Below are 15,645 nucleotides of genomic sequence, written 5' to 3'. Positions count from 1 at the left end.
ACCGATTCTTTTACTTACTCTTCACCATATTTTGCGCATGGAATAGTATACCCGTAATGGCACAGAACACAGGCGAAAATGAACTCGGCGCCTGGTATATGTATTTTGGAACAAACAAGCTTTCAGAACAATGGAGCCTGCATACGGAGGCCCAATTTCGTTACTACCAAACGACCGGAAATTTTAACCAGATGTTGCTTCGAACCGGAGTGAATTATCATATTGCAGAAAATGCCATGGCAACCCTGGGCTACGCCTATATTGATACCGACACAGAGTTTGAAGAGTTTACAGGCGAAAAGAAAGCCAATGAGCACCGTGTCTTTCAACAGTTTATCCTGAAAAATAATGTTGGGAAATTTGCTTTCGAACACCGCTATCGCCTGGAGCAACGATTTCTTCAGCACTATGAGACTCAAGACACCCAACACCGGGCCCGATATAGATTACAGGTAACCTACCCCTTACCCGGGCAATGGTTCCTGAATGTTTACGATGAAATATTCATTAACTTACAGGAACCCCTTTTTGGTCAGAATCGCTTGTACGGCGCCCTTGGTTATAAGTTAAATTCCGAACTCAGTTTTCAGGCAGGATACCTGAAGAATCATTTTACAGGCAGCAACTACGACCGCCTGCAGTTGGCCATCTTTTATAATCCGGATCTTTCAAAGAGATCTGTTCAATAAATGAAAGTATGAATACAGATACAATTCGCTTTAAAAACCGTGAAGGCCATGAGCTCTCCGGCCGCATCGATATTCCCCTGAACGGCAAACCCCATGGATACGCACTCTTTGCTCACTGCTTTACCTGCAGCAAGAATTTCCCGGCAGTCAAAAATATCAGTCGGGGTTTAACCTCCAGGGGCTTCGCTGTACTGCGGTTTGATTTTACCGGATTGGGAAACAGTGAAGGAGATTTCTCTAACACCAATTTCTCAGGAAATATCAACGACCTCCTCGATGCTGCAGCCATGCTGGAGCAAAGGTTCAAGTCGCCTACCCTGCTTATAGGTCATTCTCTTGGTGGTGCTGCAGTGCTGCTCGCGGCACGGGCATTAGATTCGGTGAAGGCGGTGGTGACCATCGGAGCACCTTCTCATCCAAGCCACGTAACCCATCTTTTGAAGGAGGGAATCGACAGGATCAAAGAAAAAGGCAGTGCACAGATCAATATAGGTGGAAGAGATTTCATCATCAGAGATCAGTTTCTGGAAGACCTTGAACAGGTATCCGACAAGGAAGCAAGTAAAGGCTTCAGACGTCCGCTACTCATCATGCATTCTCCCCAGGATCGGATCGTTGAGATCGCCAATGCACGAAAACTATATGAGGCCGCACACCACCCTAAAAGTTTTGTCTCCCTGGATGGGGCTGATCACCTGCTCTCTGATACACAAGACTCCCTATACGCCGGTGACCTGATAGGAAGCTGGGCAAAACGCTATATACCCCATCAATCAAAGCCTGAAAATTCAGGACCACACCAGGTCATGGCAAGCATTGATACCTCCGATAAGTTTACCACTCAAATGATCGTTGGCCCTTCTTATCTGATCGCCGATGAGCCCGAATCATACGGAGGAGCAAATCTGGGGCCTACCCCTTATGATCTTCTGGCCGCTTCTTTGGCAAGTTGCACAGCCATGACCCTGAATATGTACCTTGGAAGAAAAGACTGGCCGGTACATCTTATCAATGTTTATGTAACCCATAGCAGGGTACATAAGGAAGATTGTGAAACCCCTCAAGACCCTAAAGCAAGGATTGATCTGTTTGAACGCGAGATTCATATTTCAGGAAACATAGACGAAACCCAAGAGAAAAAACTTCTCGAGATTGCAGACAAATGTCCGGTTCATAAAACACTTTTGTCTGAAAACCGGATCAAAACCGATATCCATAAACTATAATCTTGTACGGGAGTTCTTATCTTATTATCTTAGATCTTCACTCATAAAATCAATGTTAACATGACCAACATTAAAAAAGGTTTAGGAATAATTGCACTGGCTGCTTTTACCCTGGCAACAGCCTGTAAGGGTAATGAAAAAAAGGAAGCAGCTGAAGAAGCTGCCCCGGCTACAGAAATGAAGGCCGAGCCTGAAGTAGCGGCAGCAAAGGAAGTAACGGTAACCATGGCCTCGAAAAGTGGTAGTGAAGTAAAGGGAGAGGTCGTTTTTAAGGAAGAGAACGGCACTGTAACCATGACCGCAGTTTTTGATGGCCTTGAGGCGGGAGAACATGCGATCCACCTTCACGAGGAAGCCGATTGCTCTGCAGACGATGCTACCTCAACGGGAGGGCACTGGAATCCGACATTTACCAAACACGGACAATGGGGCGATGCCGATGGGTATCACCTGGGAGATATTGGTAACTTTACTGCCGATGATAGCGGGAAGGGAGCCATAACCTTTAGTACAGACCAGTGGTGTATCGGATGCGGCGATGAGAAGAAAGATATTCTTGGTAAGGCCGTGATCGTTCACCAGGGTACTGATGATTTCACCTCTCAGCCCAGTGGTGCTGCAGGAGCCCGTGTAAGTTGCGGGGGCGTGATCGAATAATGATTAAAAACCATAAAATAAAAAAGGTCCGGAAACTACCGGACCTTTTTTATTTTAGAGGGGTATGTTCCCGTGTTTTCGTTGAGGTAAGACCACTTTTTTGGCCTCCAGCATGCTGAATCCCTTCAACAGTTTTCTTCTGGTTTCGCGGGGTTCGATCACTTCATCAATGAACCCTCTTCGGGCGGCCTTGTATGGGTTGGCAAACTTTTCGGCATATTCTTTTTCTTTCTCGGCCAATTTAGCTTCGGCATCCTCTGCAGCTTTGATCTCCTTTTTAAAGATGATCTCACTGGCTCCCTTAGCTCCCATCACTGCTATTTCTGCAGATGGCCAGGCAAAATTGAGATCTGCACCGATATGTTTAGAATTCATCACGTCATAGGCACCACCATAGGCCTTACGGGTGATCACTGTTACCTTAGGCACTGTAGCTTCACTAAGGGCGTATAAGAGTTTTGCTCCATGAACAATGATACCATTCCACTCCTGGTCAGTTCCGGGCAAAAAGCCGGGTACATCCACCAAGACAAGTAATGGAATATTAAAACAATCACAGAACCTGGTAAAACGTGCCGCTTTCAGTGAACTGTTCACATCAAGTACTCCCGCAAGATGCATGGGTTGATTGGCCACGATGCCAATACTCCGTCCGCCAAGCCTGGCAAAGCCTACAATAATGTTAGGAGCAAAATCTTTATGAACCTCAAAGAAGCTGTCCTTGTCTATAACCCCATTGATCACCTGATGCATATCATAAGGCTGGTTAGGGTGTTCCGGGATAATTTCCATGAGTTCTTCCCTGTATTCTGTCCCCGGTTGGAAAGGAAGTTTTTCGGGCGGAGCGGTATTGTTCTGAGGAAGGTAAGACAGCAGCGTTTTCAGTTGTTCCAGGCAATCAACGTCGTTCAGAGCGGTAAAATGGGCCACTCCTGATTTTGAAGCATGGGTTTTTGCCCCACCTAATTCTTCTGCAGTTACACTCTCATTGGTAACTGTTTTAACCACGTTAGGCCCCGTAACGAACATATAGCTGGAATCTTCCACCATCATGGTAAAGTCGGTCATAGCGGGAGAATATACTGCTCCGCCTGCACAGGGGCCCATGATCGCCGATATTTGTGGGATGACCCCTGACGCACTTACATTACGGTGAAAAATATCTGCATATCCACCAAGAGAGCTAACACCCTCCTGAATACGGGCACCGCCACTGTCGTTGAGTCCTATCATAGGCGTTCCGGTTCGAACCGCCATATCCATCACCTTACAGATCTTTTCGGCATGGGTCTCAGAGAGGGCTCCACCGAAGACCGTAAAGTCCTGGGCAAAGATGCAAACCGGCCTGCCATTTATGGTTCCGTAACCGGTTACCACCCCATCGCCATAATACATCTCGTCCTGCATGCCGAAATCAGTTGCCCGGTGGGTTACCAAAGCGCCCATTTCTTCAAAGGAACCTTCATCTAATAAATAAGAGATCCTCTCCCGGGCGGTAAGCTTCTTTTTACTGTGCTGGCGTTCGATGCGTTTCTCTCCCCCTCCCAGTTTTGCCTGTTCAAGTTTACGTTTCAGGTCCTCAATTTTTTCCTTCATAGGTTACGGATTAGGTAAGCGTATTTTATTGCGGTTATTCACATATTCATACAAGGCCATGATGGCAGCGAGTTCTGCTTTGGCACGGGCTTCAGTTTCCAGATTCTCCGGCCGGTAATATTTCTTAACGAAATGAGTATCAAAATCACCACTGATAAAGGCATCGTGTTGCATGACAAAAGCACCGAAAGGCAAGGTGGTAGATACCCCCTCAATCTTGTAGGCCATAATGGCCTCATACATCAGGCTGATGGCTTCCCTGCGATCCTGCCCGTAGGTAATGAGCTTTGAAAGCATGGGATCGTAGTAAATGGGCACCTTCATGCCCTGGGTAAAGCCATTATCTATCCGTATGCCGGGACCTTCAGGAAGCTCATAGCGCTCAAGGGTTCCGGTGCTGGGCAGAAAATCATTCAATGGGTCTTCTGCATATACTCTGAGTTCTACCGCATGCCCTTTAAGTTGCAGATCTTCCTGGGTGAAGGGAATCGGTTTTCCCATGGCGATCTCCAGTTGAAGGCGTACCAGGTCTTTTCCCGTGACCAATTCGGTTACCGGATGCTCTACCTGCAGCCTGGTATTCATTTCCAAAAAGTAAAAGTTGTGGTTTTCATCCAGCAGGAATTCTACGGTTCCGGCCCCGACGTAATTACAGGACTTGGCCACATGAATGGCCGCCTGCCCCATCTTTTCCCGTAATTCGGGAGATAATACACTGGAGGGAGCCTCTTCAACCACCTTTTGATGACGTCTTTGAATACTGCACTCCCGTTCGAATAAATGTACAACATTGCCCTGTGTATCGGCCAGTACCTGCACTTCGATATGCCGGGGTGAGGCAACATATTTTTCTATAAAAACAGCCCCGTCGCCAAAGGCGGCTTTGGCCTCACTGATAGCCCTTTCCATTTGTGCCTGGAGGGCCGATTCTTCTTCTACGATGCGCATCCCCTTTCCCCCTCCTCCGGCAGAAGCCTTGATCAGGATCGGATAACCGATAGATGCCGCTATATCAAGAGCCTTGTTCACATCTGTGATAGCCTCATCGGTGCCGGGCACCATAGGTATATCATAAGCTGCAACCGTGGCTTTAGCCTCAAGTTTACTTCCCATGACCCTGATGGCATGAGGAGAAGGCCCCACAAAGGTCAACCCTTGATCAGTAACTCTTTTTGCGAATTCAGCATTCTCACTTAAAAATCCATAACCCGGATGTATGGCATCTGCTCCCGAAGTTTTGGCCACCCCAATGATCTTATCCATATCGAGGTAGGATGAAGAAGACTCCGGCCCACCGATATTAAAGGCCTCATCGGCCAACAACACATGAGGTGCATCACGGTCTGCTTCAGAAAAAACAGCAACCGTGCTCAAACCTAACTTGTGAGCACTCTGCATCACCCTTACAGCGATCTCTCCACGATTTGCCACTAATACTTTCTTCATACTATTCAAATGAAATAAGTTCGGTTCCTTTATCTACAGTCTGCCCCTTCTCCTGCATAATTCCGCTAATAACGCCTTTACGGGGAGAAAGGATCACATTTTCCATCTTCATGGCCTCCAGCACTAAAAGCGGCTCATCCTTCTCTACCTCCTGCCCTTCTTCTACATAAACATCCAGCAACAGTCCCGGCATCGGTGCTGTTACACGATCTACAAGGGCACCTTTTCCAACAGAAAATCCCATCTCCTTGATAAAGAGATCCAAAGGTTTTTCAAGCGTAATGTCGAACAAGGCTCCATCCATTTCCATTTGATAGACCCCGGAGGAACTGTCAGACTTTATCACGCGAAGAAAAACAGACTGATTGTTATAAATAATGTGGTAGGTATCATCGTCAGTTTTAACGATATCTAATCCTTTAAGATCATCTTCAGAGAGGCTGAATTCGTGTTTATCGTTCACACGGGCACGGTATCTTTCAGGCATAGGAATATTTTTTCTTAAATATAAGTATTCTTTTAAACTGTAAGAATTCCGCCCGTACCAACAACCATTTAAAAAGCTGACTTACAAAGCTTAATAACTTATCTTTATGCTGTACAATTAAAACACATCTCTTATGAATTGGAAAATCTCTATTTTATGCTTTCTTGTTCTTATAATCTCCTGTAAATCGGAACCAAAACAAGATAAGGATAACGAAAGCAACCCTGCACCTGAGATAAGTACCGAGGCTTCAGAAGAAGTTACCGAATCTGCATCTACAGTATATAGCAACACCCTTGAATTGCAGGGAATAAGTTTTGCAGTTGCCGCGGCCAGCGGAAAACTTACCGTAACTCCTTCGGGCCTTGAAACAAGCAATGAACCTATGGAATGGCCTATAGAAGGAAATGTAACAGGTGCAGAGGTTGAGGATCTCAATGCAGACGGATGGCCTGAACTTTTTGTGTATACCCAAAGCCCTGATGAAACAAAACAGGCCAACGTTTATGCCTTTAGTGTTTTTAATGGTAAATCTATGGGAATGGTCAGCTTTCCTCCCCTTCTGGAAAATGCTGAAGCTTCTGAAGGTTATGTGGGAGGTGATGAATTTGCGGTGGTTGAGAACACCCTTGTACAGCGTTTCATCCTTGCAAACGGCAATACCAGGCAGATACAATATAAAATGGTAGCCGGCGAGGCTATGCCTGCTCTTGTGATCGATAAGGTCGTGGAATATTAAAGAAAGTTCTTTAAAGCAGCTATTATGAAAGGGGGACATGCATCCCCCTTATTTATGGCTAATAACTTATAGTTTACTAATATAGTTTCCGTAGAGATCCTTGAATTGAAGACCGGTTACAAAACGGTTCTTCGACAACTTCTTATGGGCCGCAAGCCCCCATAACAAGAATTCCTTCATAAAGAACCGGTCTTTCTCGTCGAGCTCAGGCTGGTGGGTATTCAGTAATCGCTCAAGGGGTCTGACCGTATCCAGAAGGGTTTTGTATTCCGGTTCAGGCAGGTCGTCTTCCAATTCAAAACCACTGCCTTCAAAGAACCATTGTATCACCTCATCATAAGGGGTGGCCTCCCCCGGCTTTTCAAGTTTCTCGATCTTGGGGAAATAATCGGAGAACAGGGTTTTTACCGCATTGGTGATCAGGGAGTTTGCCACATAATCGGCACCTTCCTGTTCGCCCTCATACACCAATTCCACCTTTCCTGTTATGGCAGGTATCACCCCGGTAAAATCGCTCAGACGTATGACTCCTTTATCTTCATTATTCAGCAGCATCCGTCTTTCTGCAGTACTCACCAGGTTTTCAAAAACGGTAATACTCATCCTGGCGCTCACGCCACTTTTATGATCTATAAATTCACTTTCCCTGGCTTCAAAAGCGATCTGCTCTATAAGCAGCGATGCGAGTTCAGGAACATAAATGCGCTCCTTTTGTTCGGGGTCTAATTTGGCTTCCTGCCCGGTAATGATTCGGGCAATGTCAACCGACTCCGGATAGTGCGTCAGTATCTGTGATCCGATCCTGTCTTTTAGCGGAGTTACAATACTTCCCCGGTTGGTATAGTCTTCAGGGTTTGCTGTAAATACGAACTGAATATCCAGGGGTAAACGCAGCTTAAATCCGCGAATCTGAATATCACCTTCCTGTAAGATATTGAACAGGGCTACCTGGATTCGGGCCTGAAGATCGGGTAACTCATTGATCACAAAAATACTTCTGTTGGCCCTGGGTATCATTCCGAAATGAATAACCCGGTCGTCTGCATAAGACAGGCGAAGATTAGCCGCCTTAATAGGGTCAACATCTCCTATCAGGTCGGCCACGGTAACATCGGGTGTTGCCAGCTTTTCATAAAAGCGGTCATCGCGATGTACCCAGCTCACAGGAGTGTCATCTCCTTTTTCTGCTATAAGTTCTCTGGCATATCGCGAGATCGGGTTAAACGGATCATCATTGATCTCTGACCCCTCCACCACCGGCATCCACTCATCTAAGAGGCCTACCATAAGGCGAGCCAGCCTGGTTTTTGCCTGACCCCGCAATCCCAGCAGATTGATGTTATGCCTTGAGAGTATGGCCCGTTCCAGTTCGGGAAGCACGGTATTTTCATATCCGTGAATTCCGGTAAAAGGCGATTCTCCCTTGCGTATATAACTTACCAGGTTTTCCCGTAACTCTTCTTTGATCGACCGGGAACGGTACTCCGATGCACGCAGTGCTCCCAGTGTTTTTATCTTTTCTATATTCATAAGCAAAATGCTGTTTTAATTCAACCTCTTATTCGTCTTTTGCGGTTATTCTCATAATCTTCAAAGATCATTTCCCCCAGACCCTCCAACCCGGTAAAGAAGGCTTTTCCCCGGTTAGCTTCTGTAAAATGCCTGATAAATTGCATCAGGTAGGGGTCTCTGGCTATCATAAAGGTCGTTATGGGTATGTGCAGCTTCCTGGCCTGACGCGCCATCTGATAACACTTATCAACGATATAAGGGTCTAGCCCCATACTGTTCATATAATATTCGCCGTTGGGTTCGCGCAGACAACTGGGCTTACCATCGGTGATCATGAAGATCTGTTTATTGGTATTCTTTTTTCTTCTTAACATGTCCATGGCCAACTGCAGTCCGGCAACGGTATTGGTGTGGTAAGGCCCCACTTTGAGGTAGGGCAGGTCTTTAATGGCTATCGGCCAGGCATCGTTACCAAATACAAGAATATCGAGGGTATCTTTGGGGTACCGTGTCGTTATAAGTTCTGCCAGGGCCATGGCTACCTTTTTTGCCGGGGTAATCCGATCTTCCCCATAGAGGATCATACTATGACTGATATCGATCATTAGCACGGTGCTCATCTGAGCTTTCAGGTGGGTTTCTTCAACCACCAGGTCATCTTCATTCAGCATAAAAGACCCAATGCCATGATTAACCTGGGCATTTCTCATGCTTTCGGTCATAGAGATCCTTTCAAGGGGATCTCCGAACCGGTATTCGCGAAAGTCTCCGGTATGTTCATCGCCTCTTCCGGTAAAAGGGGTACGATGATTTCCGCTGCCACTTCGTTTGAGTTTCCCGAAGATCTGATTGAGAGCATGCTTTCTGATCATCTGTTCGGTTTTGGCAGTAATATTGTATTTAGGATCACCGGCAGTGCCCTCCCCTTCACCATCACCACTGCCATCCGGATCGATCTCTTCCCGGATGTAGCCCTTGTTCTTCAGGTCTTCAATAAAATCATCTATGGTATAATCATCGGTGGTGAGTTCATACTCCTTATCCAACTCGCGCAGCCAGTCAATAGCCTCATCGAAATCTCCGGAGGTATGAGTTATGAGCTCCTTAAAGATCTCAAAGAGTTTATCAAAAGGCGACTGGTCCGGAGCCTCGTATGAATCAAATACGAATCCTTTTCTGGTTATATCTTTCATAGCCTCATAAAAATACTAAAATTTTGAGGTTGAGCGTGAAAGATGGCCCGGGGTATGACCTAAAGTTTTGTTAAGTCGTCAATCAAGCCAGGGCCTTTGAACTATGGATTTGTTTTGGAGGGTGAGACCAATAGTGGTAAAGAAGCAAAGGAGCTAAGAAGCAAAGGAACTAAGAAGCAAAGGAGCTAAGGAGCTAAGTAGCTAAGGAGCTTAGGAATAAAGTTGCAAAGAAGTAAAGTGGTGAAGGGGCGAAGAAGCAAATAGTAAGTCCTTATTGAAAACGAAAATTATCACCTCCTTTCAAAGGAGGACCGAGCGTAAAAAAAGGTCTTGTAGACCTTTTTAGTGATGGGGCCAGCCGGCGTATTGGGAGAAAGGCCGGGGTGGTTAATCGTCTTCCTAGGTCCGTGCAGATCCTCGAGCATACCTACCAAAGGTATGGTGATTCTACGTAGCGGAATCGTGCCGAGAGTTTGCTGACCCTGAATTGTTCTCGATACCACGCCTTTAGCGTGACACCTGCCTACCTGCCGAAGGCAGGTCTGTTTGCCGACAGGCAAGCTCGAACTGACAATACGGTATTTCTTTAACTTAAAAAACTAAGGATTGAATTTAATCCTTCGGAATTACCCTTTGATCTTAGGCTGGTTGGAAAAACCGTATTTATCTATAAGATAGATCAGCGAGGTCATGGTAGCGGCCCCTAATTCAAGTTCCCGTTTGTTTACATGTTCAAAGGTATCGTTCGCAGCGTGATGATGGTCAAAATAGCGCTGTGAATCAGGTCTCAATCCGGCAAGTACTGTTTCTCCGTTTTTTAAAGGACCAATATCGGCTCCACTGCCTCCACGTTCAAAATAATGGATCAGGTAAGGTTCAAATAGCGGTTTCCACGCTTCTATCTTCTCAAACTGGTCCGGGCGACAATCAAAAGAAAAGCCCCTTGGGGTAAATCCACCCGAGTCACTCTCAAGGGCGAACAGGTGTTCTTCCCCCTTTTCAGCCGCAACTTCTGCATATTTCCTGGCCCCTCTAAGACCATTTTCTTCATTCATAAACAATACCACCCTGATGGTTCGCTTAGGCCTGTATCCGGTTTCTTTTAAAAGTCGCAGCACTTCCATGCTTTGAACACACCCGGCGCCGTCATCATGGGCTCCATCGCCAAGATCCCAGGAGTCAAGATGGCCGCCAACGGTGATGATCTCTTCAGGGTATTCAGATCCTGTGATTTCTCCGATAACATTATACGATTTGACATCAGGAAAAACCCTGCATTTCTGACTAAAGAAAAAGTAAATATCGGGATCGAGCTTCAGCATGGTGCTTAACAACTCAGCGTCTTTGGTACTAATGGCAGCTGCCGGGATACGCTCTGATGCAGGCAGGTCTCCATAACTCATACTACCCGTATGCGGAAGGTCATCCAGACGTAAATTCAAAGACCGTACGATAACACCCCTGGCTCCGTATTTTACGGCCTCCTGCGCTCCCTGGTAACGCTGATTCACACAACCTCCATAGGCTTCAAAGGTATTGATAAGATTGGCCTGCATGGGTTTGTTAAAAAATACAATATTGCCTTCAAGTTTTTCTTTTCCCAGCACTTGCAGTTCCTCTACGCCATTCACCTCTACAATATTACCGCGAAGGCCGCCTTCAGGAGTGGCCACACTGCCGCCCAGCGCACATATATTAACCGGGGTGGTTTTACCCGGAGCCGATTCTATATAGGCATACTCCTTAACCCCTCTGGTCCATTTGGGTACCATGACCGGCTGAAGCCATACGCGGTCCAGTCCCAGCGCCTCCAATTCTTTCTTCGTATACTCTACGGCACGTTCTGCATTCAGGGAACCTGATAAACGCCCTCCGATCTGGTTACTTAGATAATCAAGCCATTCGTAGCTTTTTCCATTGGTCAATGATTGTTCATATATGTCTTTAAGTTGAGACACATCTTCTTGCTGGGCATTCAACAGGAAAGGAAACACAATAAACAGGTAAAAAAGCTTTTTCATGGCATTCTGGTTTTGGAGTTCTAAAATGAGTAATCCCCTTCAAATTTCATGTTAAATTTTCAATAAATCTCAATCATTTTCCAGTTGCTTCCGGTACAGATCCACATTCTTTAGAATCTCTTCAGAGAGCACAGGCTCATCAATATCCTTGTACTTTTTCAGCTCATCGTAAATAATATCGGCCACGATGGTTCTGCTGGCTTTTTTATTGTCTGAAGGAATTACGTACCAGGGGGCATCGGGAGCAGAGGTAATATTGATGGCCTCCTCGTAACAGCGCTGATAGTCGTCCCAGAATTTTCGTTCTTCCAGATCGTCTGGAGAGAATTTCCAATTTTTCTCCGGGCGGTCAAGGCGTCTGAGCAGACGGTTCTTTTGCTCTTCCTTAGACAGGTGAAGAAAAAATTTAAAAACCAGGGTGCCGTTCTCTACCAGGTGTTTCTCGAACTTTTTGATCTGTTCAAAACGGTTATGCCAAAATGACTCCTTCACATCTTCCACCGTTTCTATTCCGGGAATATGTTCAGACAGGATGTATTCGGGATGCACCCGGGTAACTAATACATTCTCATAGTGGGTACGGTTAAATACCCCGAACTTTCCGCGGGCAGGCAATCGTATATAATGCCGCCACAAATAATCTTGTTTTTTCTCCAGGTAGGTAGGGGTTTTAAAGCTGTGTACCACCACGCCCCGCATATTAAAATCTTTGAAGACCTCCCTGATCAGGCTGTCTTTTCCGGAAGTATCCATCCCCTGAAAACAGATCAATACCGCATATTTGCCATGGGCATACATAACATCCTGAAGTTTACCGAGCTTTCTTCTTGTTTCTGCCAGTCTTTTCTTAAGCTCATCATCGTTGGAATTCAGGTCATTATAGGTGTTCAATTCGCTTAAATGAACCGGCCTGTCTACCCGGAAGTCTTCACTTTTTATCTTATCCATCTGTGTGTTTTTGCATTTAATAAAATCTCAATCAGCTGTTTTACAAAGCATTAAATTAAAGTTTTTTTATTAATGAGTTATTAATTGTAATATTGTTAAACCAAATTCTTAATGAACTTTAATTAACCTACTCCAAGTATGAGAAAATTTACTTTATCACTTCTGCTGTTGCTGCTGGCCTTTTACGCAGGTTTTGCGCAATGCACCTCAGCCTATTCTTCGGCTTCTTATGCCCTGGCGCATACCAAAAGAGCTCTTAATGCCGACAACTTTGACCACCAGATGCTCTACGCCGATCGCGGGGTGGCGGCTATGGAAAAGGCCAAAGTATTGATCGAAGATTGTGGTTGTCAGCCTGCGCTGAACGAAATTGTGAATGGACTTGATAATCTTTCAAAAGCCACTGATCCTGAAGATTGGAAGGCAGGCCGGTTTTACACACAGATCGCTTTAGAACATATGCAATTGGTCATGGGAGCCCTTGATCGATGTACTACCGGAGCACCTGAGATTGAAACCACCTCCGATCTCACAGCCTCTGCAGACACCACCACCGAATACCTCGCGGTTAATAATACTGACCTTAGTGACGAACAGGCCCGCCTGGAAGCAGAAAAGCGTCGTCTGGAAGAGCAGCAGCGTTTGCTGGAAGAAAAGATCGCGCAGCAGAGAGCCATGGCTGAAAGGGCTAAAATGGCCCGTGAGCAGGAACTGGAAGAGCAATTGGTTATAAAAAGAGCGGCCGAGGTACACCTGGCCGCCATGGAAGAAAGTTTAAAAGACCTGGCTGAAAGCCTGGGCTGCCAAAAAGCAATGGCCCTGCTTAACGGGAGCTATATGCGAAGTGATGATGTGCTGAATAATGAGAATCTGAAGGAAACCAGAAACTATTACATTCAGCAAACTATAAGAATGCAAAGAGATGTGGCTGCCGCACTGGAAAGCTGCAAGAAACCATAGATCCATTTCTTAATATACCATAAAAAAAAGCCCTGATTTCCTTCAGGGCTTTTTTTTAAAACTATTTGGTGGCAAACAATCGCACATCTTCTTCAGTGATCTCATCACCTCCAAGGATCAGCAATCGCTCCACTACGTTTCGAAGTTCTCTGATATTCCCTGTCCAATTGTATTCCTGCAATAATTTCACTGCCTTTTCAGAGAATTTCTTTTTCACACTTCCCTGCTCCCCTGCGATCTTGGTACTAAAATGATCGATCAGCATGGGAATATCCTCCCTGCGGTCGTTCAAGGCGGGAACCTTGATCAGGATCACAGCTAGACGGTGATAAAGGTCTTCCCTGAAATTTCCTTTTTTGATCTCTTCTTCCAGGTTCTTATTGGTGGCGGCGATCACTCTCACATCCACCTTGATATCCTTGTCACTGCCCACCCTGGAAACCTTATTCTCCTGCAGGGCTCTTAACACCTTGGCCTGGGCCGACAGACTCATATCACCCACCTCATCTAGAAAGATCGTACCCTTATTGGCTGCCTCGAACTTTCCTGCCCTGTCTTTAACCGCCGAGGTAAATGCTCCTTTAACATGCCCGAACAATTCACTTTCTATAAGTTCAGAAGGAATAGCAGCACAGTTAACTTCTACCATGGGCCCTGAAGAACGATCACTTTTCTGATGGATCCAGTGGGCCACTAATTCCTTACCGGTACCATTGGGCCCGGTAATCATGACACGGGCGTCGGTAGGAGCTACTTTTTCGATCATATCCTTGATCTTGGTAATACCTTCGCTGCTGCCCACCATATCAAAGTTTTTACCCACCTTTTTCTTCAGGCGTTTATTCTCTGTTACCAGCTCTTTTTTATCCAGGGCATTTCTAACGGTATTCAACAACCGGTTCAGATCCGGTGGCTTTGAAATATAATCATAGGCCCCTAAACGCATGGTGTTTACTGCCGTATCAAGATCACCATGCCCGGAGATCATGACAAAGGGTGTTTCGGGTTTTATCTTCATGGCGGCTTCCAGGACCTCTACCCCATCCATCTTTGGCATCTTTATATCACATAGTACCAGGTCAAAATCTTCCTTCTTGATCATCTCCAGTCCGGAAAGGCCATCAACCGCCTCTGACACCTGATAATCGGAATTTTCTTCACTCAATATTTTTACTAAAACCCTTCTAATAGCGGCTTCATCTTCTATGATCAATATTTTAGACATACGTTATGTTGCTTTTTGTTTTTGATTGACTTCCAATAACTATACCGAAAATTCTTTCAATACCCCACTAAAGTGTCCTTCACTTTATTCCTTCTTTGGATTGGGCTGCAGTGGCAGGATAGAAATGCACATCCCGCTGCGGGAATGGAATAGTGATCTTATGCTCCCTGAATTTATGGTCGATCTTGTACCTGATATCACTCTTTATACCCGGGTCTCCGAAGCTGTCTCTCACAAAAATGTGAAGAATAAAAATAAGGGCCGAATCGCCAAAATCATCAAAGATCACAGAGGGGCGGGGTTCCTTCAGTACTCCCGGTTGTTCTGCAGCCGCCTGCAGTAAAAGCTTTTTCACCAATTGGGTATCGCTTCCATAGGCAACTCCCACGGTTACTGCTTCCCTTGTAATACGCCTGTTCTGGGTGTAATTGATGATACTGTCACTCAAAAATTTATGGTTGGGTATGATGATCACCTTATCATCTCTGGTCAGAGCGCGTGTGGTTCTCAATTTAATATCAATAACCCTGGCCACCCGGCCTTCGATCTCTATAATATCTCCTGCATGTAAGGATTGATCTAACAGGATAAGAATACCTGAAATGATATCCTGAAACAAGTGTTGCAAGGCAAACCCCAATCCTACAAAAAGTGCGGCGGAGGCAGTAAGCAGAACGGTGAGATCAATTCCTGAAGAGTTCAGCACGCTGATGATCACCAGAATATAAACCAGGTAGTTCACAAAATTGAAGATGCCTTTAAACTTCAACTGATCTTCAGATTCCATATTTCGTGTTACCCAGAAACGAATGGCCCTCATCAGGTAATAGGCAAGCACAAACCCAACGATCATCATCAGAATCGTTCCAATGGTTACATCCTTGTAAATTGAAAGTTCAAGAAAATCTCTGAAACTGACAAAGATCGATTTGATAATTTCCATAGC

Annotated in this window: 14 protein-coding genes; 5 read left to right on the top strand and 9 right to left on the bottom strand. The window is 45.6% G+C overall.

Annotated features, from left to right (window positions below; all coding sequences use genetic code 11):
* Positions 1-56 precede the first annotated feature (56 nt).
* Genes E7Z59_RS06850 through E7Z59_RS06840 form a run of 3 tightly spaced genes read left to right on the top strand, consistent with a single transcriptional unit; the run spans position 57 to position 2,572 of the window.
* Positions 57-689, top strand: a complete 633-nt coding sequence (locus E7Z59_RS06850) for a DUF2490 domain-containing protein (RefSeq protein ID WP_242015665.1) — start codon at positions 57-59, stop codon at positions 687-689.
* A gap of 8 nt (positions 690-697) precedes the next feature.
* Positions 698-1,915, top strand: coding sequence for a bifunctional alpha/beta hydrolase/OsmC family protein (locus tag E7Z59_RS06845; RefSeq protein WP_136335581.1), 1,218 nt, complete (start codon positions 698-700; stop codon positions 1,913-1,915).
* Between the two features lie 60 nt (positions 1,916-1,975).
* The gene (locus E7Z59_RS06840) at positions 1,976-2,572 is read left to right on the top strand and encodes a superoxide dismutase family protein (RefSeq protein WP_136335580.1); all 597 of its coding nucleotides are present in this window, start codon (positions 1,976-1,978) and stop codon (positions 2,570-2,572) included.
* Between the two features lie 54 nt (positions 2,573-2,626).
* Here the strand turns inward: E7Z59_RS06840 and E7Z59_RS06835 are convergent, their stop codons facing one another.
* Genes E7Z59_RS06835 through E7Z59_RS06825 form a run of 3 tightly spaced genes read right to left on the bottom strand, consistent with a single transcriptional unit; the run spans position 2,627 to position 6,101 of the window.
* On the bottom strand, positions 2,627-4,168 hold the full coding sequence (locus E7Z59_RS06835; RefSeq protein WP_136335579.1) for an acyl-CoA carboxylase subunit beta: 1,542 nt from the start codon (positions 4,166-4,168) through the stop codon (positions 2,627-2,629).
* A gap of 3 nt (positions 4,169-4,171) precedes the next feature.
* Positions 4,172-5,614 (bottom strand): acetyl-CoA carboxylase biotin carboxylase subunit, encoded by a 1,443-nt coding sequence (locus tag E7Z59_RS06830; protein WP_136335578.1) that lies wholly within the window; start codon positions 5,612-5,614, stop codon positions 4,172-4,174.
* Position 5,615: 1 nt separating this feature from the next.
* Complete coding sequence (locus tag E7Z59_RS06825; protein WP_136335577.1) at positions 5,616-6,101, bottom strand: acetyl-CoA carboxylase biotin carboxyl carrier protein subunit; 486 nt, start codon at positions 6,099-6,101, stop codon at positions 5,616-5,618.
* Between the two features lie 133 nt (positions 6,102-6,234).
* Here E7Z59_RS06825 and E7Z59_RS06820 point away from each other — a divergent pair, with 133 nt between their 5' ends.
* Entirely contained in the window at positions 6,235-6,840 is a 606-nt protein-coding gene (locus E7Z59_RS06820; RefSeq protein ID WP_136335576.1) for a hypothetical protein, read from the top strand.
* A 66-nt stretch (positions 6,841-6,906) separates the two neighbouring features.
* On the opposite strand, the gene E7Z59_RS06815 is transcribed toward E7Z59_RS06820, so the two are convergent.
* The 4 genes from E7Z59_RS06815 to E7Z59_RS06800 form a co-directional block, all read right to left on the bottom strand.
* Positions 6,907-8,370, bottom strand: coding sequence for a magnesium chelatase (locus E7Z59_RS06815; RefSeq protein ID WP_136335575.1), 1,464 nt, complete (start codon positions 8,368-8,370; stop codon positions 6,907-6,909).
* A gap of 20 nt (positions 8,371-8,390) precedes the next feature.
* Positions 8,391-9,545, bottom strand: a complete 1,155-nt coding sequence (locus E7Z59_RS06810) for a vWA domain-containing protein (protein ID WP_136335574.1) — start codon at positions 9,543-9,545, stop codon at positions 8,391-8,393.
* A gap of 626 nt (positions 9,546-10,171) precedes the next feature.
* Complete coding sequence (locus E7Z59_RS06805) at positions 10,172-11,566, bottom strand: M20/M25/M40 family metallo-hydrolase (RefSeq protein ID WP_136335573.1); 1,395 nt, start codon at positions 11,564-11,566, stop codon at positions 10,172-10,174.
* 69 nt (positions 11,567-11,635) lie between these two features.
* A complete protein-coding gene (locus E7Z59_RS06800; RefSeq protein WP_136335572.1) occupies positions 11,636-12,514 on the bottom strand; it encodes a PPK2 family polyphosphate kinase in 879 nt (292 codons plus the stop codon).
* A 138-nt stretch (positions 12,515-12,652) separates the two neighbouring features.
* Between E7Z59_RS06800 and E7Z59_RS06795 the strand changes: the two genes are divergently transcribed.
* Positions 12,653-13,474, top strand: coding sequence for a hypothetical protein (locus tag E7Z59_RS06795; protein WP_136335571.1), 822 nt, complete (start codon positions 12,653-12,655; stop codon positions 13,472-13,474).
* 61 nt (positions 13,475-13,535) lie between these two features.
* Here E7Z59_RS06795 and E7Z59_RS06790 read toward each other — a convergent pair whose 3' ends face one another.
* Together E7Z59_RS06790 and E7Z59_RS06785 are read right to left on the bottom strand one after the other, a co-directional pair.
* Positions 13,536-14,699 carry a sigma-54-dependent transcriptional regulator gene (locus tag E7Z59_RS06790; protein WP_136335570.1) on the bottom strand — a complete coding sequence of 388 codons (1,164 nt, stop codon included), beginning with the start codon at positions 14,697-14,699 and terminating at the stop codon, positions 13,536-13,538.
* Between the two features lie 79 nt (positions 14,700-14,778).
* On the bottom strand, positions 14,779-15,642 hold the full coding sequence (locus E7Z59_RS06785; protein ID WP_136335569.1) for a mechanosensitive ion channel family protein: 864 nt from the start codon (positions 15,640-15,642) through the stop codon (positions 14,779-14,781).
* Positions 15,643-15,645: the final 3 nt, after the last annotated feature.

Source organism: Robertkochia marina, assembly GCF_004799345.1.
Taxonomy (GTDB): Bacteria; Bacteroidota; Bacteroidia; order Flavobacteriales; family Flavobacteriaceae; genus Robertkochia; species Robertkochia marina.
The sequence above is the reverse complement of the archived record's forward strand: the minus strand, read 5'-3'. Positions and strand labels throughout refer to the sequence as shown.